Genomic DNA, 20,355 nt, shown 5'->3' with positions numbered 1-20,355 from the left:
GCCTCTACTCCCCGTTTTGATAAAACATAAATAAACGCTCCAGCCACGTCTGATCTTTGTTCACACTTGCTTGCATGACCTTAACTGCTGAACCCGACGGCTCATCATAACGTTTATAATTTTGATACTCTTGAGATACCCATATCATTCCAAAATAAAACAAAAGAGTAAACCCGGTAAATAAGATAAATACTTTACATGTATTATATACCATTTCAGCCCATGATTTCATGAAACAATTCCTCCAATTTTTGATTCTATTAGAAGATATGCCAATTGGGACAGGTTTTATACATGTTTCTTGCCTTTATACGCTGAGTTCTCTCCTTGTCATTTCCTTCCTTTCTATAAAACCATATAGCTTGTAACCTCGTTATTTTTTCTATTTATGTACAACAAAAAACCTTCTCCATTATGGAAAAGGCTTTTACTGCTTGTCTTCTTTATCCTGACAGCGATGGCAAATGCCATGAAATGTCAAGCGGTGATCTTTAATTTTAAAATTCCATTGCTTTTCCACAATTTCTTCAACGTCTTCAAGCAAATCTTCTTGAATTTCGTCCACAGATCCACATTCCATACACACAAGGTGATGATGAAAGTGTGCGGCTCCTTCTTGTCTTAAATCGTAGCGAGAAACGCCATCGCCAAAGTTTATTTTATCAACAATTTTAAGTTCAGTTAACAATTCTAACGTACGATAAACAGTTGCCAATCCAATTTCCGGAGACTTTTCCTTGACGAGGAGATATACATCTTCGGCACTTAAATGATCCTCTTCATGTTCAAGAAGTACTCTTACAGTCGCCTCACGTTGAGGTGTCAATTTATAGCTAGCTGAGTGCAACTGCTGCTTAATTCGCTCAATTCGACTTTCCATAATTATTCCCTCCCTCGCCATTCACTAATCCATTATATCAGATGTGTCGAGGGTGTCAAAATAAAGTTATTCTTAATAAGAAAAAAGAATTCTTTTTATTTAATACTTATTCTTACTTATTTAATAGAGCCATTACACTTTTCATTAAAGTAGGTGATACGTAAGCTTCAACTGTAGCTGCACAGGCAACCAAGCATATCATTGCAATCATCGTGCCGCTATAGCGTAAAAAGGATGCAGAAATTGGCTCCGCTGCTTTTTTAAAAAACTGCTGCCGCACGAGCTTCAAAGAAAAGGCAACTGAAGCTGCAGACAGAATCAGAAATGCCGGTATGAGAAAGATATTTTGCGGCATAACAGATACAAAAGATAGCGCAAACCCAGAGAGTCCCATTTGATTGACTAAAAAGCCTACGGTAAAACCAATCACCATTCCTTTTAAAAACAGCAGAATTAACACTACAGGCAAACCAATAATAGCAATTCCTAGTATCCAAATGAGCCCTAAGTATTTAACATTGTGAAAAAAACTTTGCTGAAACATTTCAACGCTGCTTGCTACTTCCCCACTCTTTACCTGTCCGAAAAACCGGTTTAAATAGAAGTACAGGTCTTCTTTTTGATCAAGCGTCAAACTATTTACAACAATAGCCCCAAAAATGATTCCCATTAAAAACAGCACGGTTACAAATAAATAAATAGAACTGTTTTCTTGAAAATGTCTTGCATACGATAATGGCAATTGTTTTTTTCTCATCGTCTTCCTCCTATTAATCGCTTAATAGAGTGTATGATAGAGTACAAAAACTATGCCAAGAATCTTTTAAATCTATCACATAAAAAAGAGATTAAGACATAATGAAATTAATCTAATCTAAATAAGAACAAATGAGATAGTATGGATAGCTTGTGACACCGCTGTTGATTTTCATGCAAGGCTTCGCTTTCCGCGGGCGGCCGGTGAGCCTCCTCGTCGCGTACGCTCCTGCGGGGTCTCACCTATTCCGCTTTTCCCGCAGGAGTCTTCGCCTTGACCTCCAATCAACCGCTAGAACCAACTACATAAATGAAAGCTACGTTCACCATCAACTTAAAAAAAATCCGAACGAATTTGATTCTAAATCAAGAATCTCTATTTATCGTTCGGATTTTTCTTCAACTAATATATGGTTGTCACACATTTTTTAAGCTAGAGATACGCGCATGCCTGTTTTTTCTCACATCAAATGACGTTTCAATGTAAACCTCTAAATTGCTAGATTGCCGTACGTATGTAAAAGAAAAAACTCTCTTACTCTCCTAATCCGCTTTTTAACTGTAAGTACTGCACAGCATATGCTGTTTTTGCATCGTAAATTTCTTTGTTTTGAATAAGAGTAAGGGCCTCATCTACAGTAACTTCCATCACTTCAACAAATTCATCTTCGTCCAATTCCGCTTTGGTGGTCATCACTTTTAAATCTTCTGCTAAATAAACGTGAACCAACTCATCTGCAAAACCTGGCGATGTGTAAAAAGAAATAATATGGCTAAGGGAATCTGTTGTATAGCCCGTTTCTTCTTCTAACTCACGTTTTGCCGTTACAATCGGCTCTTCTCCTTTTTCCAGCTTGCCGGCTGGAATTTCCACTAAAATACGATCCATCGGTCTGCGATACTGTTTGACCATAACCATTTTATGATCGCTTGTTAACGCAATGACAGCGACAGCTCCAGGATGCTTAACTACTTCTCTTGTACTCGTTTTTCCGTTCGGAAGCTCTACTTCTTCTAAGTACAAATCAATCACTCTGCCTCCAAACAGCTTTTCAGAAGACCGCATTTTTTCTGTTAAATGATCCATTTTCTCCACCTCGTTCTATTTTTTTGACTCTTACATATATTCTATCATACGAATCTTGGGAGGTAGAAAAAATGAAAGTTTATGTTCACGAGAAGCAAATCATTTTAGTCGGTAAAGCATGGGAAATTAAGCAAAAGTTAAAAGAATACGGCGAACAATTTCAGTATGTTGATGAGTGGACGAACGCTATCTCTCAAAATTTTAATTCTTACAAACAACAAGCAGACTGCAGACACTAATTGTGCTGCAGTTTTTTAATCTTCTTATTTGAGTTTCTCTCTATCATAGCGCTACAATAGATAGAAACAAGTAAAAAATAAGGAGTGGCATATATGGAAAAAAGACGCTTAGGTACTTCAGATTTGCTGGTCAGTACATTAGGTTTAGGATGCATGTCTCTTGGCACGGAACAGAAACACGCTGTCAATATGATTGATGAAGCTCTGGAATATGGCATTAATTATTTTGATACAGCAGATTTATATGACTTTGGCTTAAACGAGGAGTTTGTGGGACAAGCTTTAAAAAACCGCAGACATGATATTGTTTTAGCCACAAAAGTAGGAAATCGCTGGAATGATGCAAAAGACAGCTGGACGTGGGATCCGTCTAAAGCTTACATAAAAGATGAAGTAAAAGAAAGCCTGCGCCGGCTTCAAACGGATTACATCGATTTATATCAACTGCACGGAGGGACTGTTGAAGACAATATTGAAGAAACGATTGAAGCATTTGAAGAATTAAAACAAGAAGGCGTCATTCGCTACTATGGTATTTCATCTATCCGGCCGAATGTGATTCGAGAGTATGTGCAAAACTCTTCTATTGTCAGTGTCATGATGCAATATAGCTTGTTAGACAGACGTCCTGAAGAAAGTGCACTTCCCCTTTTGCACGATAACGGCATTAGCGTTGTAGCCAGAGGTCCAGTAGCCAAAGGGCTGCTAACCGAAAAAGGAGAGCAAAAGCTTGCTGCATTCGAAGGTAAGGGATACTTAGACTATAGCGGTACGGAATTATCAAAAACGATTGAAGCATTTCGTCACGTACGACCAAATCACTCTCTGAATTCAACTGCACTTCAATACTGTTTAGCTAATCCTACGGTAGCCTCAGTTGTAGCGGGAGCAAGCTCTTCTTCACAGCTTCGTGAAAACGTAAAGGCTGTCGAGACCTCCCCCCTACAGCCTACTGAAGTTAACAAACTGCACTCGATCTTTAAAGCAAACCAATATGAAGCTCATCGTTAAAAAATAAAAGCGCCTTTATCGGCGCTTTTATTTTTTAAATTCGGACCAGTTCATATCACTTTCATTTAACAGCTCTTCAAACGATTTATGTTTTTCTTTTTCTTTTCGAATTCGAGCAGCTTCTTTACGTTCTGTTTCTTTCTGCTCTTCTTCTTTTAAAGAAAGCGCCTGTTTTTTAGCCTGAAGCTGTTTTAATAAGCTATCATTTAGCTGATCTTTGATACTGAGCTGATCATTTTGTTTTTGTGCTGATTGTTTTTGCTTTTTTTTAGCCATCACAATTCCCCCGCTACTTTAATTGAGAGATATTGTATCATATTCTTGCTTTTGTTACCAAAAATCAAAATGCATCTAGTTTTACATGTTCATCAATGATTAAAGTTGGCTCTGTAGACTGTTGAATATCTTCTACCGTATAGCCTTTCGCTACTTCGACAAGTTTTAGGCCTTCTGCCGTAATGTCAATGACCGCTCGATCTGTAATAATACGATCTACTACCCCTTTTCCTGTCAGAGGGAGGGTGCACTCATTTAAGATTTTAGGTTGGTCTTTTCTCGTCACATGTTCCATAATAACAATGATGCGCTGCGCTCCATGAACTAAATCCATTGCACCGCCCATTCCTTTAATCATTTTTCCAGGAATCATCCAGTTAGCTAAGTCACCAGTTTTTGAGACTTCCATGCCTCCTAAAATCGCAATATTAATATGCCCTCCGCGAATCATGCCAAACGATTCAGCACTGTCGAAGTAAGAAGCCCCTTTTGTCGCCGTTACGGTTTCTTTGCCTGCATTAATTAAATCAGGATCTACTTCTCCTTCTTTCGGATATGGTCCAATGCCTAACAGACCGTTTTCGGACTGAAGCACAACCGTTTTATTATCTGAGATATGATTAGCCACAAGCGTTGGAATACCAATTCCAAGGTTTACATAAAATCCGTCCAAAATTTCTTTTTCAGCACGTTTTGCAATTCGCTCTCTCACGTTCACGCCGTTTTCAATCATGAAAAATCTCTCCCCTTTTGTTATTTTTGAACGGTTAAACGCTCAATACGTTTTTCTTGTTCACCAATAATTAACGATTGAACATATACACTAGGTGTGTGGATAATATTTGGATCAAGTGAACCTGTTGGATGAAGTTCCTCTACTTCTGCTATCGTCACTTTTCCTGCTGCTGCAATCATTGGGCTGAAATTGCGCGCTGTCTTGTTATACACTAAATTCCCCATATGATCGGCTTTCCAAGCTCTAACCAAACTAAAATCAGCTTTTAACGCCTCTTCTAGTAAATATTCTTTCCCATCAAACACACGAACTTCTTTTCCTTCAGCAATGGGTGTTCCCACTCCCGCTGGTGTATAAAATGCAGGTATGCCCGCTCCGCCGGCGCGAATCTTTTCAGCTAGCGTGCCTTGAGGTAGCAATTCTACTTCAATTTCTCCTGACAATACTTGTCTTTCAAACTCTTTATTTTCTCCCACGTAAGAGCCAATCATCTTTTTAATTTGTTTGTTTTTCAGAAGCAGTCCAAGTCCCCAGTCGTCTACGCCGCAGTTATTTGAAATTACGGTTAAATCTTTTACCCCTGTTTCAACTAACGCTAAAATCAAATTCTCCGGAATTCCACATAAACCAAAACCACCGACCATCATCGTAGCACCGTCGTGAATATCTTTCACCGCTTCTTTAAACGACGTATGTACTTGTTTCATACATAACCACCCCTTCGTTATTTTTGAAAACGCTTTCTAATCTATTATAAAAGATTTTTATTTCTTTTTAAATATATATATAACTAAAAATTATAATTTAATCATTTTTTTGTCAAAAAAGTTATATTAGTAGACAAAATTCAAAGAAAAACAAAAACGCCACGAGTTCCAAAGCAGTATGTTTGGAATCTGTGGCGTTGTGATATAGCTTTAATGTTTGTTAAAGCTATATCAAAAATTAAGGACGTTCAACGATTGTTGCAACACCTTGGCCTCCGCCAATACATAACGTTGCTAAACCAAGTTTTGCGTCGCGTTTTTGCATTTCATGAATAAGTGAAACCAGGACACGTGTACCACTTGCACCAATAGGATGTCCAAGCGCAATTGCTCCACCGTTTACATTTAAAATATCATGGTTAAATTGAAGTTCACGATCCACAGCGATTGACTGTGCAGCGAATGCTTCGTTTGCTTCTACTAGTTGAACGTCTTCTAATGAAACAGCAGCTCTTTCAAGCGCCTTTTTCACTGCGCTTACAGGACCGATTCCCATAATGCTTGGGTCTACTCCAGCAGTTGCATTAGCTTTAATAGACACTAATGGTGTTAGGCCTAACTCGTCTGCTTTTTTACGGCTCATTACCACTACTGCAGCTGCACCGTCATTGATACCAGATGCATTACCAGCTGTTACTGAACCGTCTTTTTTGAAAGCTGGACGTAGCTTTCCTAGACTTTCAGCCGTTGTGCCTGCGCGTGGGAACTCATCTTGTTCAAAAATTGTTACTTGGCCTTTTCTTCCAGGCACTTCTACTGGCACAATTTCATCTGCGAAACGGCCAGATTGAATAGCTGCTTCTGCTTTTTGCTGACTTGAAGCTGCAAATGCATCTTGTTCGTCGCGAGTAATTTCATATTTATCACACAGGTTTTCAGCTGTAACGCCCATATGGTAGTCGTTAAATGCACACCATAATCCATCTTGGATCATGCTGTCGACTACTTTTTGATCGCCCATTTTAAACCCGTTGCGTGCATTTTTTAATAGGTATGGTGCTTGGCTCATGTTTTCCATTCCACCAGCAACAATCACATCAGCATCCCCAGCAAGAATCGCCTGTGTAGCGAGATGTACTGCTTTTAGTCCTGATCCGCATACTTTATTGATGGTTAATGCTGAAACAGTTTCAGGTAACCCTGCTGCTAAAGTTGCTTGTCGTGCTGGATTTTGTCCTAAACCTGCTTGTAAGACATTTCCCATAATAACTTCATCTACTTCGTTTGCTGATACCCCTGCTTTGTTTAAAGCTTCTTTAATTACAGTACCACCTAAAGTTGTTGCGGATACATTTTGTAAGCTTCCCCCAAAGCTGCCGATTGCTGTACGTACAGCGCTTACAATGACTACTTCTGTTTGACCCATGTCGAAAACCTCTCCTTACTGTTTGATTACTGTGATTAACTGTCACTTGTATTAATTTCGACATCGCTTGCGAAATTCCTCTTTTTTTGTAAAAATTTATAATTTTTATTGAATTTTAATTTTTTAGAATTAAAATAAATATTAGTAAGCGTTTACATTGTGGGAGGAGAGCGGTTTATGGGATTTCCTGAAAAAGTAACAATTATAGAAGTTGGTCCACGAGATGGACTTCAAAATGAAAAAAATTTTGTTCCAACTGATAAAAAAATTAATTTTATCAAAAAATTAAAAGAAGCTGGACTATCTGAAATCGAAATTACATCCTTTGTTTCTCCAAAATGGGTTCCTCAAATGAAAGATGCTTCTACTATTGCACCTATATTCCAGCCTGATACATGCCGAAACATTGTACTGGTGCCGAATCAAAAAGGCTTGGAAAAGGCACTGCAAGCTGATTGCCGCTCGGTTGCGCTTTTTATTGGCGTAAGCGATACTTTTAATCAAAAAAATATTAACAAAAACACCGAAGAAGCTGTCCAAACGCTGCTTCCTCTCATTCAGCAGCTTAAGCAGCAAGAATGTTTTATTCGCACCTGCATTTCCACCGCCTTTTATTGCCCATATGAAGGAAAAATAAATGAACGTGACGTGCTGAGCCTTTGCGAAAGCTTTGTGGAAGCTGGAGTAGATGAGCTAAGCGTTGCCGATACAATTGGCATGGCAAATCCTAAAGATGTATTTTCACTTTTCTCGAAATTAAAACAAAGTTTTTCCCACACGCTACTTGCTGCGCACTTTCACGATACGAGAGGATTGGCTATTGCCAATATCTATGCAGCTCTGCAAGCCGGTATTAACAGGTTCGATTCATCCGCTGGCGGGCTAGGAGGATGTCCATTTGCTAAGGGAGCAACGGGAAACGTAGCTACCGAAGATCTTGTCTTTATGCTTCATGAAATGGGTATTTCCACTTCTATTAATGAAGAAAAGCTGCTCGAAGCGGTCGATTTTATCGCTCCTTACATTTCAAGACCGATTGAAAGCAAGCAATACTCTTTATTTGCACAGCGTTAAAAATTAGGTTTTTATGAGAGCGATGCTATAATAACTAATAGCTATATTAACAAAAGGAGCCGCTAATCATGAAAAAATGGCTATTATTAGTAGGAAGCGTTCTCGGAGCATTTGCCGCTCTTGGCATCTTTTTTACAAATCAAATGATGTACATCCGTAAAAAGACCGACAAAGTTATTATTGACCGCGATACGGAAGATGGCTTTTATGATGAGAAAGTCTATAGCACTCTTCCTAAAGAAGCATTTGTACTTCCTTCTTCTCTAGGCTATAACATAGCTGGAACCGTTATTAAACAACACGATAACAACCGATTTATGATTCTTTCGCATGGAGTCACAGTTCATTCACTGAATTCTATGAAATATGCTCGGCTTTTTCTGAAGCTTGGATGGAACGTCGTTCTTTATGATCATCGCCGTCACGGCAAGTCTGAAGGGAAAACAACGAGCTACGGCTATTATGAAAAGCTGGACCTTCAATCTGTTGTTCACTGGGTAAAAGAACAATTCGGTTCAACTATTTCCCTTGGGATTCACGGGGAGTCTATGGGAGCTGCGACCACTCTTTTGTATGCTGGAATGGAAGACGGAGCTGATTTTTATATTGTCGACTGCCCTTTTTCAGACTTGGAAGAACTTCTTGCCTATCGCTTAAAACAAGATTTCCATCTGCCCAAACAGCTTGTGATGCCAGCAGCCAATATTATTTTAAAATGGCGAGAAGGCTATTCATTTAAAGACGTATCCCCCATTTCAGTCGTAGATCAAATAAAACATCCTGTTCTGTTTATCCATAGTAAAGAAGATGACTATATTCTTCCTAAAATGACGGAGCAGCTGCATGCCAAAAAAATGGGTGCAAAACGGATGTATTTGGCACCTGTAGGCACTCATGCCCGCTCGTATGCTGATAATCCAGGGGAATATGAACAAGTTATTGAATCATTTTTAGAAAAAATACAAAAAGAAGCGCATTAAAGCGCTTCTTTTGTTTTATCGATGAATGACATGCGCGGATTTAAAATTTGAGAAGGACATTTTAGCATAAACGCATATGCACTTTCATTGTAGTCAACCGTCATATTATCATCTAGAAATACTTGCTTTGTTTTTTCGACAAGAACGGGAACAAAATTCGTCTCGATGGTCACATCATCGCTCTCTTTTTCATCAACAATCCATAGCGTCGTTACACCGCTCACCACACAGCCGCATCCATCCGTATCGTATTTCAATTTTAAATATAGTGAAGAATCTTTTCCGTACTTTTCTTGTATTTTTGTTATTGCTTTATCTGTAAAGGTAATATTCATTTTCCTTTAACTCCTTTTAAACTAATTGTATAAACAAACGAAAATTGCTTATATAATGAGTATAATACACATCTTGCTTTCATTAAACTCTGGCGCTTCATATAGGTGTGTACAAAAAGGAGGTTTTTCTATGTCAAAAGTACAAATTAAAGTAATGGATAACGGTTCTTTCCGTGTCACTGGAGACGTTGAATTAATTGATGCAGACGGCAATAAATTTGAAACAAAGCCGACATTTTCACTATGCCGATGTGGCCAGTCGCAAAAGATGCCCTTTTGCGACGGAAATCATAAAGGAAAATTCGACTCTTGTGTGCGCGCTGCAAAAGTTTTAGACGAGCAGTAGATTCATAGAAATACAGCTTTACTGAACGAAAGCATTAACGAAAAACATTGATAACCTGTGATTAAAGCACAGGTTATTTTCTATTAAACGCATCCCCTGCCAATTTTTCTACGAGCCCCGGGGCAAGCTGATACACCTTCGAACCCATGTTCATCCACTTAGGCAAGTTGACTTCTCGTTTTGATTTCCCAATAATATTGACCGTTTTTTCAGCTACGTATTGAGGTTTTAACATAAACTTTTCTACACTTTTTTCATAGTTTCCTGACTGATCCGCTATTGAAAAAAAGTTGGTTTGAATAGGACCTGGATTCACTGCGGTTACATAGATATCCGTTTTTGCTAATTCCATTCGCAGGCTGTTGGTAAACCCTAGCACGGCATGTTTAGAAGCTGAATAGCCACTGGATTTAGGCGTTGCTAGTTTGCCTGCTTGAGAAGCAATGTTAATAATATGTCCTTTGTTTTCTTTTAGCATATAAGCTAAAATTTCTTGTGTACATGCAATTAATCCAATAACATTGACTTGAAACATTGATGCAATTGTCGAAATGGATGCTTCTTTCACTTCTTCAAATACACCAAAGCCTGCATTATTAATCAGCACATCAACACGCTTAATTTCACTTATCATTTTCTGAACAACACTTCTGACTTCCTCTACGTTCGCTACGTCAGCTTTATATATGTAAGAGGTAATCCCATACTTTTGATTAATTTGCTCAGCTACTCGCTGCAGCTTTTCTTCTGTACGTGCAAGTAAAACGGGGACGCCCCCTCTTTTGGCCACTTCATAAGCTAAATGTTCTCCAAGACCTCCTGAAGCGCCTGTAATCACGACATGTTGGTTCTTTAACGAGGATTTCAAATATAACACACCTTTTTTGTAAGTTAAGAGCACACAGAATAAATAAGCGTACTTTCCTTTTCATGTGTACTGATTTTATTTGCATCTTCTAAAAAATCGAGCTGACCAATTGTTTCAGAAAGAGTTAGCCCTAGTTCTTTTTCATAAATAGTAGGAAATAGCTGTTTGCAAATATCAAACGCTGTTTGAGGGCGTTCTTTTATCATGCTAAGCACTTTATCCGCTCGGTCGCTTTGCTTTTGTAACCTCTCTTGTACAAGTTCACGGACATGTAATACTTCATCTCCATGACCTGTATAGATACAGCTTATCTCTAAGTCAAGCAGACGTCTTAACGAATGATTATATTGAAGAAGCGTTTTAGGCCGCTCGCCGCTTGGTTTCATAGGAGGTTCAATAAGCGGATTAGATGAAATATGCTTTAACAGCAAATCTCCTCCAATCATAACCGCTGTTTTTTCATTGTATAATGCAATATGGCTTTGAGCATGACCGGGCACTTCAAGCACTTTCCAACTCTCTAGGCCCGGAATGTAATCTCCTTCCTGCACAGAAGTCGTAAGAGAACGGTGACATGAATACTTCATTGATGCTTTTAAACGTTTTAAATAGGGGCGAAATCTTTCATCTACGCCCGCTTTCATAAAGTGATCTTCAAAAAACGCATCGTACCACTCAAAAAAATCCGGATTCTGAGAGATCCAAGGCTGATTTTTCGCATGACCGACTATGGCGATATCTTTATCAAAAAAATCAAGCATTCCTACGTGATCAGGATGGTGATGAGTTAGGACAACTTGTTTAATATCATCTGGTTTTAATCCTATTTCATTAAGCTTTTCTTTAAATACAGACCACGCTGCCTCCGTTTTAATACCAGCATCGATTAGCGTAACGGTCTGACCTTTTATAACAAAAACATTCACATCTCCTACCGCAAAAGGAGTAGGCAGCACAATTTTATACAATTGCTCATTCATCTGTATTTTTGCTCCTTTACCATCGCATTTTCTTTTAAGTTTACACGATTTTTCCCCTTATTTATACAATTGCTTTCGTTTTCTGAAAATTACATTGACATCCCTCTCTTTTTCATTGCATAATGACAGAAATATAGTGAAGTTTTATTCATATCTTTAGATAACTATGCATTTTATAAAGAAGAGATACACAAACACAAACCTTTAACAGATACTGAAATTTCAGTATCTGTTTTCATTGGATAGCAAATGACTGGAGGAAATTTTAATGAAAACGGATTTAAACATCGCCTTTATTGGAGCTGGATCAATGGCTGAAGCCATGATCTCAGGGCTGCTGTCAGATAAAAAGCTTCGCCCCAATCAAATCACCGTAACAAATCATAGCAGCGATAAAAGACTTCACGAACTTCGAAACGCCTATGGAATTAACATTACGCGTAATCATGCCTTGTTCATAGAAAAAAGCGATATCGTCGTGCTTGCTATTAAACCAAAAGACGTAGCCGAAAGCATCAATACGATTAAGTCCTATATTCGTCCCCATCACCTCGTTCTCTCTGTTTTAGCGGGTGTATCGACTGCCACAATTGTAAACTTGTTTGACCAAGAAGTAGCGGTTGTAAGAGCTATGCCAAATACATCTGCTTCTATTGGATTATCGGCTACAGCCATTGCACCCGGGAAGTTTGCTACAGCGGAGCATATGAACGTTACTACTGCTTTATTTGAAACGATTGGTACGGTTACAACTGTAGAGGAAGAGCAGCTTCACGCTGTAACAGGACTATCTGGAAGCGGCCCAGCGTATGTCTATTATTTAGTAGAAGCAATGGAAAAAGCAGCTGAAAAACAAGGCTTGGATACGTCAGTGTCAAATGAACTAATTCTTCAAACGCTTATCGGTGCTGCAGAAATGCTGAAACAGTCACCTAAAACACCGGCCGTACTTCGAAAAGAAGTTATGAGTCCTGGCGGTACAACAGAAGCAGGAATCGAACAGCTTATTTCTCATAACTTCCAAGAAGCGATGATGCAGTGTATTGAACAAGCTACCATTCGCTCTAAATATTTAGGAGATACGATTGACGAAAAAATCTCGAGTAAACGTTCGTAAAGGTTCACCTCTTTCTAAAAAAAGAAAGAGGTTTTTTTATGATTAAAAATGGATAAGCAGATTATGTGAAAGATATTTCAATGCGGTGATATAATAACTTTTGTTTAGAGTATCGAAATAATTGGAGGTTAAACCGAATGACAACAAAACTATTTTCACCTTATACAGTGAAAGACGTAACATTAAAAAACCGAATTGTAATGTCACCAATGTGCATGTATTCATGCGAAAAAGAAGACGGAGTAGTAACCGACTTTCATATGGTTCACTACACAACTCGCGCGGTTGGACAAGTAGGTCTCATTATGGTTGAAGCCTCAGCTGTCGTCCCACAAGGTCGTATTTCAGCTCAAGACTTAGGGATTTGGAATGATGAGCAAAGAGATGGATTAACAAAACTTGTGACACAGCTAAAAGAAAACGGTGCAAAAACGGCCATTCAACTTGCACACGCAGGACGTAAAGCAACTGTTGAAGGCGATATTTATGCTCCTTCTGCGATTGCTTTTGATGATAAAAGTAAAAAACCTGTGGAAATGACCACAGAACAAATTCATGAAACGATTTCTGCCTTTAAAGAAAGCGCTCGACGCTCAAAGGAAGCTGGATTTGATATTATCGAGCTTCACGCGGCACACGGTTATTTAGTACATCAATTCCTATCACCGCTAAGCAATAAACGCAGCGACGAATATGGCGGCAGCGCAGAAAACCGCTATCGTTTCTTAAAGGAAATTATTGACGCTGTGAAAACAGAGTGGGACGGTCCTTTATTTGTCCGTGTTTCTGCTTCTGACTATACAGAAGGCGGATTAACAGTCGATGATCACGTTGTATTTGCAAAATGGATGAAAGAACAAGGCGTCGACTTAATTGACGTTAGTTCCGGTGCTCTTGTACATGCTCCAATTAACGTATACCCTGGCTATCAAGTTCCGTTTGCAGATAAAATTAAGCAGCAGGCAAATATTGATACAGGCGCAGTTGGATTAATTACAACTGGACGACAAGCTGAAGAGGTTTTACAAAGCGAACGCGCTGATTTAATTTTTGTTGCGCGCGAACTTCTGCGCGATCCGTACTTCCCGCGCACGGCGGCAAAAGAATTAAATGAAACACTTTCAGCACCCGTTCAGTACGAACGCGGATGGTAAAAAAAGCCGAGGATATCCTCGGCTTTTTTTATGAAATCGTAAACCTTTTTAAGTCTTCTGCTATATCGGTATTCGGAAAAATTTCTTTTGCTCCTTCTGCTAACTGGCTGACTGCGTCTCCTTGGTAACGCGAACTGATATGAGATAAAATAAGACGCTCGGCCGATGCTGTTTTAGCAATTTCAGCGGCTTCTTTTGCAGTAGAATGAAAATAGTTGTAAGCAAGCTCCTCGTCTCCCGCTGCAAACGTAGCTTCATGGATTAACACATTCGCATGCATAGCAAGCTGAACACTTTGCGTGCACCTTCTTGTATCTCCTAAAACCGTGATGACCTTCCCTTTTTTAGGTTCTCCTACAAACTCTTGTCCATTGATTAGACGCCCATCTTTTAATACTACTTCTTTCCCTTCTTTTAACTGCTGATAATGAGGCCCTGGGGGAATATTCATTTCTCTTAAACGCTGAACGTCCAGTGACCCTGGCAAATCTTTTTCGACAACGCGATATCCATAAGATAAAATGCCATGTTCAAGTTTGCCAAACTTCACTGAAAAAGTTTCATCTTCAAAAATCGTTCCACTTTCACTTTCCTCTTCTATTTCAACAACCTCTAGAGGATATTGCATATGAGTTTGACTTACAGCCAGCGTGACTTCAATAAATTCTTTAATTCCTTTTGGCCCGTATACAGTAAGCAGCGATTCTCCGCCTTGAAACGAACGGCTTCCAAGGAGTCCAGGTAAGCCATAAATATGATCACCGTGAAGGTGCGTAATAAAAATTTTCTCAATTCGTCTCGGTTTAACGGTTGTATGTAAAATTTGATGCTGCGTTGCTTCTCCGCAATCAAAAAGCCACACCGCCCCTCTTTCTTGCAAAAGTTCGAGCGCAAGAGATGAAACATTCCGCTGTTTTGCTGGTACTCCTGCACCCGTTCCTAAAAATAACAATTCCATTTTCTACTTCCTCCTTCACACGCACAAAAAGCCTGTAAGTATATTATACAGGCTTTTTGCAAACTTACCTATTTGATGCTGTCAAGCGCATACGTAATAGTAGCTAATAACAGCTCAATATCACTTTCCTCAATGTTGAGCGGCGGCGAGAGCGTGAGAACATTATTATAGCCGGCTACCGTTGCTCCATTTTTCCCAATAATGACTCCTTTGCTTTTACATTTAGCAATCACTTCATTTACAAGATTAACGTCTAGCGGTTCCTTCGTTTGCTTATCAGCTACAAGTTCAATTCCGATTAAAAGCCCTTTACCTCTTACATCTCCAACGTATGGGTGGCTATCAATAAGCGGCGTTAGCTCACTTAATACGTAAGCCCCGAGCTGTTTAGAACGATCAAACAGATTTTCTCTTTCCATAATTTCTAAATTCTTTAATGCCAGTGCACACGCAGCCGGGCTTCCTCCAAATGTATTAACGTGACGAAAATACTCGTACTGATCGCTATCTTTGAACGCTTCATAGATTTCTTTTTTAACAGCAGTTGCCGAGAGCGGAAGATATGCGCTTGTAATTCCTTTTGCCATGGTAATGATATCTGGTTTTACATCGTAGTTCATAAAACCAAAGGCTTCTCCTGTACGTCCAAAGCCGCAAATAACTTCATCTACAATTAGAAGTGCACCGTGTTTTTCACACGTTTCTTTTACGCCTTTCATATAATTTTGAGGCGGTAAAAGAATTCCTCCACCTGTAATAATTGGCTCCATAATAACAGCGGCAATCGTTTCGCTTAGCTCCCACGTCATGACATTGTCAATATCTTTTACAGATTGAAGCTCTTCTTTTGGCGCATGGTAGTCATCTTGCCCTCGGTATGAATCAGGCGGCGCAACGTGAATAAAGCCAGGAGCAAGCGGTTCATATTTATATTTACGCTGAGCTTGGCCCGTTGCTGCTAGTGCGCCCATTGAATTTCCGTGATACCCTCGGTAACGCGAAATAAATTTGTAGCGAGAATGCTCTCCTTTTTGCTGATGGTATTGACGCACAATTTTAAAAGCCGTTTCATTTGCTTCAGATCCGCTATTTGAAAAGAAGATAACATAGTCATCACCTAGCATTTCATTTAGCTTCTCTGCTAGTTTGATAGCAGGTACGTGAGATTGAGTGAGCGGAAAATAAGCCAGTTCTTTTAGCTGCTCGTAAGCTGCGAGCGCTAACTCATCCCGTCCATACCCGGTATTTACACACCAAAGCCCTGCCATTGCATCTAAATAGCGATTTCCTTGTTCATCTGTAATCCAAGCACCTTTTGCTTTTGTAGCTACCATCGTTGCATCCGGACTGTATGGTTTCATTCCATGCCATACATACTGCTCATCTTTTGCACGCAGATCTTTTTCATTTTGACTGACCTGTACCATCTTATCCACTCCCAAATCGCTAGCGCGGTATTTTTTTCTGTATGAAAAGACTTCGACAAAATGCCGAAGCCACTTGCTATATTCATCTATATGTTAAAAGTCAAAGCGTGATGTAACCATCTTTTTACGTGTAAAGAAGTTCAAACCGTCTTTGCCGTTTACATGCAAATCTCCGTAAAAAGAGTCTTTCCAGCCGGAGAATGGGAAGAAGGCCATCGTAGCAGGTACTCCTACGTTAATGCCGAGCATACCCGCATCTGCTTCTTCTCTAAATTGACGCACCGCTTTTGCATCTTTTGTATAAATCGTTGCTCCATTTCCAAAACGAGATTTTTCCATATAGCGAAGTGCTTCATCTAATGTGTCAGCGCGAAGCAAGCTTAGTACAGGTGCAAAAATCTCTTCTTTAGCAATGGTCATATCAGGAGTTACGCGGTCAAAAATGGTTGCTCCTAAGAAATTTCCTTCTGCATGTTCATCCATTTCTTTACGTCCGTCACGAATGAGTTCCGCCCCTTCTTTCATGCCAAGTTCAATATAATCCAGCACCTTATCACGGTGCTCTTTTCGAATCACGGGCGTTAGAAGCACTTCATCATCAAATCCGCTTCCCATAATTAATTCATCTGCTTTTTGCTTTAATTTCGCGACGAATTCATCTCCTTTTTCACCAACTACGACCACCGCGCTGCAAGCCATGCATCGCTGGCCGGCACTTCCATAAGCCGAGCTGATAATATGGGATACCGCTTTATCCATATCGCAGTCTGGCATCACAACATGATGATTTTTAGCTCCGGATAAAGCCTGAACTCGTTTCCCTTGAGCTGCAGCTTGTTCATAAACATACTTTGCTACCGGCTGCGATCCGACGAATGAAATCGCTTTAACTTTTTCGTGCTCTATTAATCCATTCACGACATCATGTGCCCCGTGTACAATATTTAATAATCCATCCGGTGCTCCTGCTTCTGTAAAAAGTTCAGCAAGTCGCGTTGCTAAAAGCGGCGTTCGCTCAGACGGTTTTAATACAAACGTATTTCCACATACAATGGCAAGTGGGAACATCCACAGCGGTACCATCATTGGAAAATTAAAAGGTGTGATGCCTCCGACAACACCAAGTGGGAAACGGAACATTTCAGAATCAATTTCTTCCGCTATGTTATTTAATGATTCTCCCATTAATAAAGTAGGAGCACCCGCAGCAAACTCCACGCATTCAATACCGCGCTGTACTTCACCGTAAGCTTCTTTAAAAGCCTTGCCGTTTTCTTGTACAACTAATTTCGCTAACTCTTCGTGATGCTTAACTAGTAAATGCTGAAACGCAAACATTAATCTTGCTCGTTTTGGAGCAGGAACGTTACGCCATGTTTCAAATGTTTTTTGCGCTGTTTCCACCGCATTGGCTACGTCTTCTTTTGTAGAAAGCGGTACTTTTGCAATTACTTCGCCCGTCGATGGATTAATTACCTCTCCAAATTTTTGCCCTGCCGTATCAACCCATTTTCCGCCCACGTAATTTTTTAAAACTTGCGTATCATTATTCACAACTGACATATCGCTTGGCCTCCTCAAAAAATAAGAAATGACAAATCTACCTTTATTATTGAATAAATAAATGGTGGTTGCATTAGACAAAATGTGAAACAACTCTAGATTCTCGTTTCACATTTTGCGCAGTGAACTCGGAGAAAGCATGAACTAAAATGAACATATAGTAAAATCATCCTCAACATAAAAAAACAGCTGTTTCCAGCTGCTTACTTATCCGTTTATAAATTCCGCACGCGACTTTTTCATCATAAACAAATATTCATATGCCATAATCATAAATTCAATCGCCAATCGTTTTTCCGGCTCCATAAAATCTTCACCCAGCAGCTTTTCTAGTTTTTCAATGCGGTGATACAGCGTTTGCCGCACAATGTATAAACGCTTAGCCGTCTCTTGTTTAGATCCGTTGCATGCTAAATAAATTTTTAATGTTTCCATGAGTTTTGCATTGTACGTTTCATCATATGTAATAACGGGCTGCAGATATTCAAACACCACTTCCTGTAAGTCTTCATGCTGATGTAAAAGCGAAATAATTCGGTACATATGCAAATCATCATAAAAATGAATAATGGTTTGTTTTTGCAGCATTTCTTGAATCGAAATTGTTTCTTTAGCCGTTTCATAGCTTTTATGCATACAGTCAAGCTGTTCACAGTATTGGCCAATTCCGATAAAGCTAATAGCGTTCCGCTTTGAGTTTTCATCCGATTCGTATTGATTCATCCAGCGGTGAAGGCTGCTTTCTAATCTCTCTCTCCACGTGCTAACCATTCGTTTGTTCAAAAGAATAAATAACACTTCGCGATTTCGCTCGGAGACTAATAAGTGAAAGCCTTCTTGTTCAAAGATGCTTCGTAAGATCAGCTTAAAATACGTTCGATCAAACTTTTCCCGTCTTTGCCACTTACAGCAAACAACGATACCCCCGCGAATAGGAGAATCTGAACACACCTCGTGCATAGAATCTTTTATTTGTTCAAGAGTTAGCTCTCCGTTCATCCATTTCGTCATCCATTCAGTTTCATCTACTCTTTTTTTCTCTTCGACATACAAGTCCTTCAAAAAATGCTGAGCAAGTGCAGTTGCCGTCCGATCAACGGTGAGCACTTCAAGTTCTGTTAACGCTTCATTTATAGAGGCGACATACAGCTGAGCATAATCTTGTCCTAATAAATGAATAGGCTGCTCATTAAAATGCGGACTCTCATTTTCCCTGCTTATATAATGAAGTAGAAGCTGCTGTTTGAGTAAGTCCATCTCCGGAGCAAAGGTAAATAATTCATTTGAAACTTTAAGGCCGACAAGAAGCCCCGTAGATTCATATAAACACTGTAAGATAACGGCCGGGTCATTAACTGTTAACAGCAGCTGATTTAGCCGATGAGAATACTGTTCTAAATCGGAAATCATTTGATAATGCTGATTAATTAAAAGTGAGTGAACATCTTGCGTAATTTCAACGAACGGAACTTCTTCGTGAAATAAAATAATCGGAAAATCACATTCGTTCGCTTTATCAATGACAATTTGCGGAATCTTAGAAGTATAAGTGCCAAGTTCAATACACAGTCCTGATGCCTTACAAGAAATTAATTGCTGAAGAAATGATAAACAAGATTGAGGATCTTCTCCCCAGCCTACCCCTGTTGATAAAATGAGCTCGTTTCCTTTTAGCAGCTCATTAATGCGCGTCACTTCCATCACGTGCACCCACTTCACAGAATTAGTAAGCCCTTTCTCTCCAGCTATTACTTCACAGTTTACAAAATGTTTCCTTGTTAAAATCTCTGTTACTGTTAAATATGATTTCAAGTCAACACCGCCCCTAGCGAATTTCACATCATGTCTCCTGGATCATTAACGCGTATTTCGCATATGTGTAGAACAAAAGCTATATCTTCTTACATTATATTAAATATTTAGAAGAAATAAAATATTTAATAAAAGAAACGAAAAAAGCTGTAACGATAATGGATCGTTACAGCTTCTGAGCCGTTTGCTGTAATTTATTAAAAAAACCGTGGCGCTTAACCGCTTGTTCTTTAATTCGGTGAATTTCTTTTTTATAAAAACGCAAATCTTGTAGTGACACTGCATTTAACATTTCCATTTTTAATTTATCAATAATTTTTGTTTCTTCTTGTGTCATACACTGCGTAGCTTGATCCATCCGTGTCACACCCTTTTTATATTTAATAGATTTATTGTGAAAACGTTCTACTATAATATTTACTACAATTTACTAGATAACTAAACCTTTTCTCTTTCGATGTAAACGAAATGTAACAACTGTAATACAGTCAATGGATAATATCTAGTTATTTTGTTTCACATCCAAAACGAAAAAAACACAAAAACGGATCACTTTTGTCAGCCAATATAGTAAAAAACTTATAGGTCTTAGTAAACAAAGAAAGGGATTGAGACATAACTAA

General features: G+C 39.1%; 23 protein-coding genes. 7 read left to right on the top strand and 16 right to left on the bottom strand.

Annotated elements, in window-relative coordinates; all coding sequences use genetic code 11:
- Positions 1-4 precede the first annotated feature (4 nt).
- The 4 genes from ACWATA_RS02615 to ACWATA_RS02600 form a co-directional block, all read right to left on the bottom strand.
- The gene (locus tag ACWATA_RS02615; protein ID WP_013059081.1) at positions 5-232 is read right to left on the bottom strand and encodes a YqzK family protein; all 228 of its coding nucleotides are present in this window, start codon (positions 230-232) and stop codon (positions 5-7) included.
- A 195-nt stretch (positions 233-427) separates the two neighbouring features.
- A complete protein-coding gene (fur, locus tag ACWATA_RS02610; protein ID WP_013059082.1) occupies positions 428-880 on the bottom strand; it encodes a ferric iron uptake transcriptional regulator in 453 nt (150 codons plus the stop codon).
- A gap of 112 nt (positions 881-992) precedes the next feature.
- Complete coding sequence (gene spoIIM / locus ACWATA_RS02605; RefSeq protein WP_025750451.1) at positions 993-1,637, bottom strand: stage II sporulation protein M; 645 nt, start codon at positions 1,635-1,637, stop codon at positions 993-995.
- Between the two features lie 534 nt (positions 1,638-2,171).
- Positions 2,172-2,723 carry an NUDIX hydrolase gene (locus ACWATA_RS02600; RefSeq protein ID WP_028411551.1) on the bottom strand — a complete coding sequence of 184 codons (552 nt, stop codon included), beginning with the start codon at positions 2,721-2,723 and terminating at the stop codon, positions 2,172-2,174.
- Positions 2,724-2,794: 71 nt separating this feature from the next.
- Between ACWATA_RS02600 and mciZ the strand changes: the two genes are divergently transcribed.
- Together mciZ and ACWATA_RS02590 are read left to right on the top strand one after the other, a co-directional pair.
- Positions 2,795-2,962: a Z-ring formation inhibitor MciZ gene (mciZ, locus tag ACWATA_RS02595; protein WP_033579730.1), complete on the top strand. Its 168-nt coding sequence runs from the start codon at positions 2,795-2,797 to the stop codon at positions 2,960-2,962.
- A 93-nt stretch (positions 2,963-3,055) separates the two neighbouring features.
- Positions 3,056-3,973 (top strand): aldo/keto reductase, encoded by a 918-nt coding sequence (locus ACWATA_RS02590; RefSeq protein ID WP_028411552.1) that lies wholly within the window; start codon positions 3,056-3,058, stop codon positions 3,971-3,973.
- A 27-nt stretch (positions 3,974-4,000) separates the two neighbouring features.
- Here the strand turns inward: ACWATA_RS02590 and ACWATA_RS02585 are convergent, their stop codons facing one another.
- From ACWATA_RS02585 to ACWATA_RS02570, 4 genes are all read right to left on the bottom strand, one after another.
- The gene (locus ACWATA_RS02585; protein WP_028411553.1) at positions 4,001-4,249 is read right to left on the bottom strand and encodes a YqkE family protein; all 249 of its coding nucleotides are present in this window, start codon (positions 4,247-4,249) and stop codon (positions 4,001-4,003) included.
- Positions 4,250-4,313: 64 nt separating this feature from the next.
- Complete coding sequence (locus tag ACWATA_RS02580; protein ID WP_028411554.1) at positions 4,314-4,982, bottom strand: CoA transferase subunit B; 669 nt, start codon at positions 4,980-4,982, stop codon at positions 4,314-4,316.
- A gap of 20 nt (positions 4,983-5,002) precedes the next feature.
- On the bottom strand, positions 5,003-5,692 hold the full coding sequence (locus ACWATA_RS02575) for a CoA transferase subunit A (protein ID WP_028411555.1): 690 nt from the start codon (positions 5,690-5,692) through the stop codon (positions 5,003-5,005).
- A gap of 238 nt (positions 5,693-5,930) precedes the next feature.
- Positions 5,931-7,118: an acetyl-CoA C-acetyltransferase gene (locus ACWATA_RS02570; RefSeq protein WP_028411556.1), complete on the bottom strand. Its 1,188-nt coding sequence runs from the start codon at positions 7,116-7,118 to the stop codon at positions 5,931-5,933.
- 177 nt (positions 7,119-7,295) lie between these two features.
- Between ACWATA_RS02570 and ACWATA_RS02565 the strand changes: the two genes are divergently transcribed.
- Positions 7,296-8,192 (top strand): hydroxymethylglutaryl-CoA lyase, encoded by an 897-nt coding sequence (locus ACWATA_RS02565; protein ID WP_028411557.1) that lies wholly within the window; start codon positions 7,296-7,298, stop codon positions 8,190-8,192.
- Between the two features lie 68 nt (positions 8,193-8,260).
- Positions 8,261-9,172, top strand: coding sequence for an alpha/beta hydrolase (locus ACWATA_RS02560; protein WP_028411558.1), 912 nt, complete (start codon positions 8,261-8,263; stop codon positions 9,170-9,172).
- On the opposite strand, the gene ACWATA_RS02555 is transcribed toward ACWATA_RS02560, so the two are convergent.
- A complete protein-coding gene (locus ACWATA_RS02555) occupies positions 9,169-9,507 on the bottom strand; it encodes an iron-sulfur cluster biosynthesis family protein (RefSeq protein ID WP_028411559.1) in 339 nt (112 codons plus the stop codon). The two genes, ACWATA_RS02560 and ACWATA_RS02555, sit on opposite strands and share 4 nt — an antisense overlap.
- Before the next feature lie 130 nt (positions 9,508-9,637).
- On the opposite strand from ACWATA_RS02555, the gene ACWATA_RS02550 reads away from it, so the two are divergent.
- On the top strand, positions 9,638-9,853 hold the full coding sequence (locus tag ACWATA_RS02550; protein ID WP_028410691.1) for a CDGSH iron-sulfur domain-containing protein: 216 nt from the start codon (positions 9,638-9,640) through the stop codon (positions 9,851-9,853).
- A gap of 73 nt (positions 9,854-9,926) precedes the next feature.
- Here the strand turns inward: ACWATA_RS02550 and ACWATA_RS02545 are convergent, their stop codons facing one another.
- A complete protein-coding gene (locus ACWATA_RS02545; protein ID WP_028411560.1) occupies positions 9,927-10,721 on the bottom strand; it encodes an SDR family NAD(P)-dependent oxidoreductase in 795 nt (264 codons plus the stop codon).
- 23 nt (positions 10,722-10,744) lie between these two features.
- Complete coding sequence (locus ACWATA_RS02540; protein ID WP_028411561.1) at positions 10,745-11,701, bottom strand: MBL fold metallo-hydrolase; 957 nt, start codon at positions 11,699-11,701, stop codon at positions 10,745-10,747.
- 268 nt (positions 11,702-11,969) lie between these two features.
- On the opposite strand from ACWATA_RS02540, the gene proI reads away from it, so the two are divergent.
- Entirely contained in the window at positions 11,970-12,818 is an 849-nt protein-coding gene (gene proI, locus ACWATA_RS02535) for a pyrroline-5-carboxylate reductase ProI (RefSeq protein WP_028411562.1), read from the top strand.
- A 137-nt stretch (positions 12,819-12,955) separates the two neighbouring features.
- Positions 12,956-13,972 carry an NADPH dehydrogenase NamA gene (namA, locus tag ACWATA_RS02530; RefSeq protein ID WP_028411563.1) on the top strand — a complete coding sequence of 339 codons (1,017 nt, stop codon included), beginning with the start codon at positions 12,956-12,958 and terminating at the stop codon, positions 13,970-13,972.
- Between the two features lie 28 nt (positions 13,973-14,000).
- Here the strand turns inward: namA and rnz are convergent, their stop codons facing one another.
- The 5 genes from rnz to ACWATA_RS02505 form a co-directional block, all read right to left on the bottom strand.
- Positions 14,001-14,930, bottom strand: coding sequence for a ribonuclease Z (gene rnz, locus ACWATA_RS02525; RefSeq protein ID WP_154973111.1), 930 nt, complete (start codon positions 14,928-14,930; stop codon positions 14,001-14,003).
- A 68-nt stretch (positions 14,931-14,998) separates the two neighbouring features.
- Positions 14,999-16,357: an aspartate aminotransferase family protein gene (locus ACWATA_RS02520; protein WP_028411565.1), complete on the bottom strand. Its 1,359-nt coding sequence runs from the start codon at positions 16,355-16,357 to the stop codon at positions 14,999-15,001.
- A 93-nt stretch (positions 16,358-16,450) separates the two neighbouring features.
- Complete coding sequence (locus ACWATA_RS02515) at positions 16,451-17,920, bottom strand: CoA-acylating methylmalonate-semialdehyde dehydrogenase (protein ID WP_028411566.1); 1,470 nt, start codon at positions 17,918-17,920, stop codon at positions 16,451-16,453.
- 207 nt (positions 17,921-18,127) lie between these two features.
- Positions 18,128-19,759: a PucR family transcriptional regulator gene (locus ACWATA_RS02510; protein WP_034327230.1), complete on the bottom strand. Its 1,632-nt coding sequence runs from the start codon at positions 19,757-19,759 to the stop codon at positions 18,128-18,130.
- A 139-nt stretch (positions 19,760-19,898) separates the two neighbouring features.
- The gene (locus ACWATA_RS02505; RefSeq protein ID WP_013059103.1) at positions 19,899-20,090 is read right to left on the bottom strand and encodes a hypothetical protein; all 192 of its coding nucleotides are present in this window, start codon (positions 20,088-20,090) and stop codon (positions 19,899-19,901) included.
- Positions 20,091-20,355: the final 265 nt, after the last annotated feature.

Source organism: Priestia sp. USM5 (assembly GCF_058323215.1).
Note: the sequence above shows the minus strand (reverse complement) of the source record. Positions and strands in the feature narration are given on the sequence as shown.

Bases quoted from the DNA above. Each gene is read 5' to 3' on its own strand.
- ACWATA_RS02615 (WP_013059081.1), bottom strand. From the start codon at position 232: ATGAAATCATGGGCTGAAATGGTATATAATACATGTAAAGTATTTATC.
- fur (WP_013059082.1), bottom strand. From the start codon at position 880: ATGGAAAGTCGAATTGAGCGAATTAAGCAGCAGTTGCACTCAGCTAGC.
- spoIIM (WP_025750451.1), bottom strand. From the start codon at position 1,637: ATGAGAAAAAAACAATTGCCATTATCGTATGCAAGACATTTTCAAGAA.
- ACWATA_RS02600 (WP_028411551.1), bottom strand. From the start codon at position 2,723: ATGGATCATTTAACAGAAAAAATGCGGTCTTCTGAAAAGCTGTTTGGA.
- mciZ (WP_033579730.1), top strand. From the start codon at position 2,795: ATGAAAGTTTATGTTCACGAGAAGCAAATCATTTTAGTCGGTAAAGCA.
- ACWATA_RS02590 (WP_028411552.1), top strand. From the start codon at position 3,056: ATGGAAAAAAGACGCTTAGGTACTTCAGATTTGCTGGTCAGTACATTA.
- ACWATA_RS02585 (WP_028411553.1), bottom strand. From the start codon at position 4,249: ATGGCTAAAAAAAAGCAAAAACAATCAGCACAAAAACAAAATGATCAG.
- ACWATA_RS02580 (WP_028411554.1), bottom strand. From the start codon at position 4,982: ATGATTGAAAACGGCGTGAACGTGAGAGAGCGAATTGCAAAACGTGCT.
- ACWATA_RS02575 (WP_028411555.1), bottom strand. From the start codon at position 5,692: ATGAAACAAGTACATACGTCGTTTAAAGAAGCGGTGAAAGATATTCAC.
- ACWATA_RS02570 (WP_028411556.1), bottom strand. From the start codon at position 7,118: ATGGGTCAAACAGAAGTAGTCATTGTAAGCGCTGTACGTACAGCAATC.
- ACWATA_RS02565 (WP_028411557.1), top strand. From the start codon at position 7,296: ATGGGATTTCCTGAAAAAGTAACAATTATAGAAGTTGGTCCACGAGAT.
- ACWATA_RS02560 (WP_028411558.1), top strand. From the start codon at position 8,261: ATGAAAAAATGGCTATTATTAGTAGGAAGCGTTCTCGGAGCATTTGCC.
- ACWATA_RS02555 (WP_028411559.1), bottom strand. From the start codon at position 9,507: ATGAATATTACCTTTACAGATAAAGCAATAACAAAAATACAAGAAAAG.
- ACWATA_RS02550 (WP_028410691.1), top strand. From the start codon at position 9,638: ATGTCAAAAGTACAAATTAAAGTAATGGATAACGGTTCTTTCCGTGTC.
- ACWATA_RS02540 (WP_028411561.1), bottom strand. From the start codon at position 11,701: ATGAATGAGCAATTGTATAAAATTGTGCTGCCTACTCCTTTTGCGGTA.
- proI (WP_028411562.1), top strand. From the start codon at position 11,970: ATGAAAACGGATTTAAACATCGCCTTTATTGGAGCTGGATCAATGGCT.
- namA (WP_028411563.1), top strand. From the start codon at position 12,956: ATGACAACAAAACTATTTTCACCTTATACAGTGAAAGACGTAACATTA.
- rnz (WP_154973111.1), bottom strand. From the start codon at position 14,930: ATGGAATTGTTATTTTTAGGAACGGGTGCAGGAGTACCAGCAAAACAG.
- ACWATA_RS02520 (WP_028411565.1), bottom strand. From the start codon at position 16,357: ATGGTACAGGTCAGTCAAAATGAAAAAGATCTGCGTGCAAAAGATGAG.
- ACWATA_RS02515 (WP_028411566.1), bottom strand. From the start codon at position 17,920: ATGTCAGTTGTGAATAATGATACGCAAGTTTTAAAAAATTACGTGGGC.
- ACWATA_RS02505 (WP_013059103.1), bottom strand. From the start codon at position 20,090: ATGGATCAAGCTACGCAGTGTATGACACAAGAAGAAACAAAAATTATT.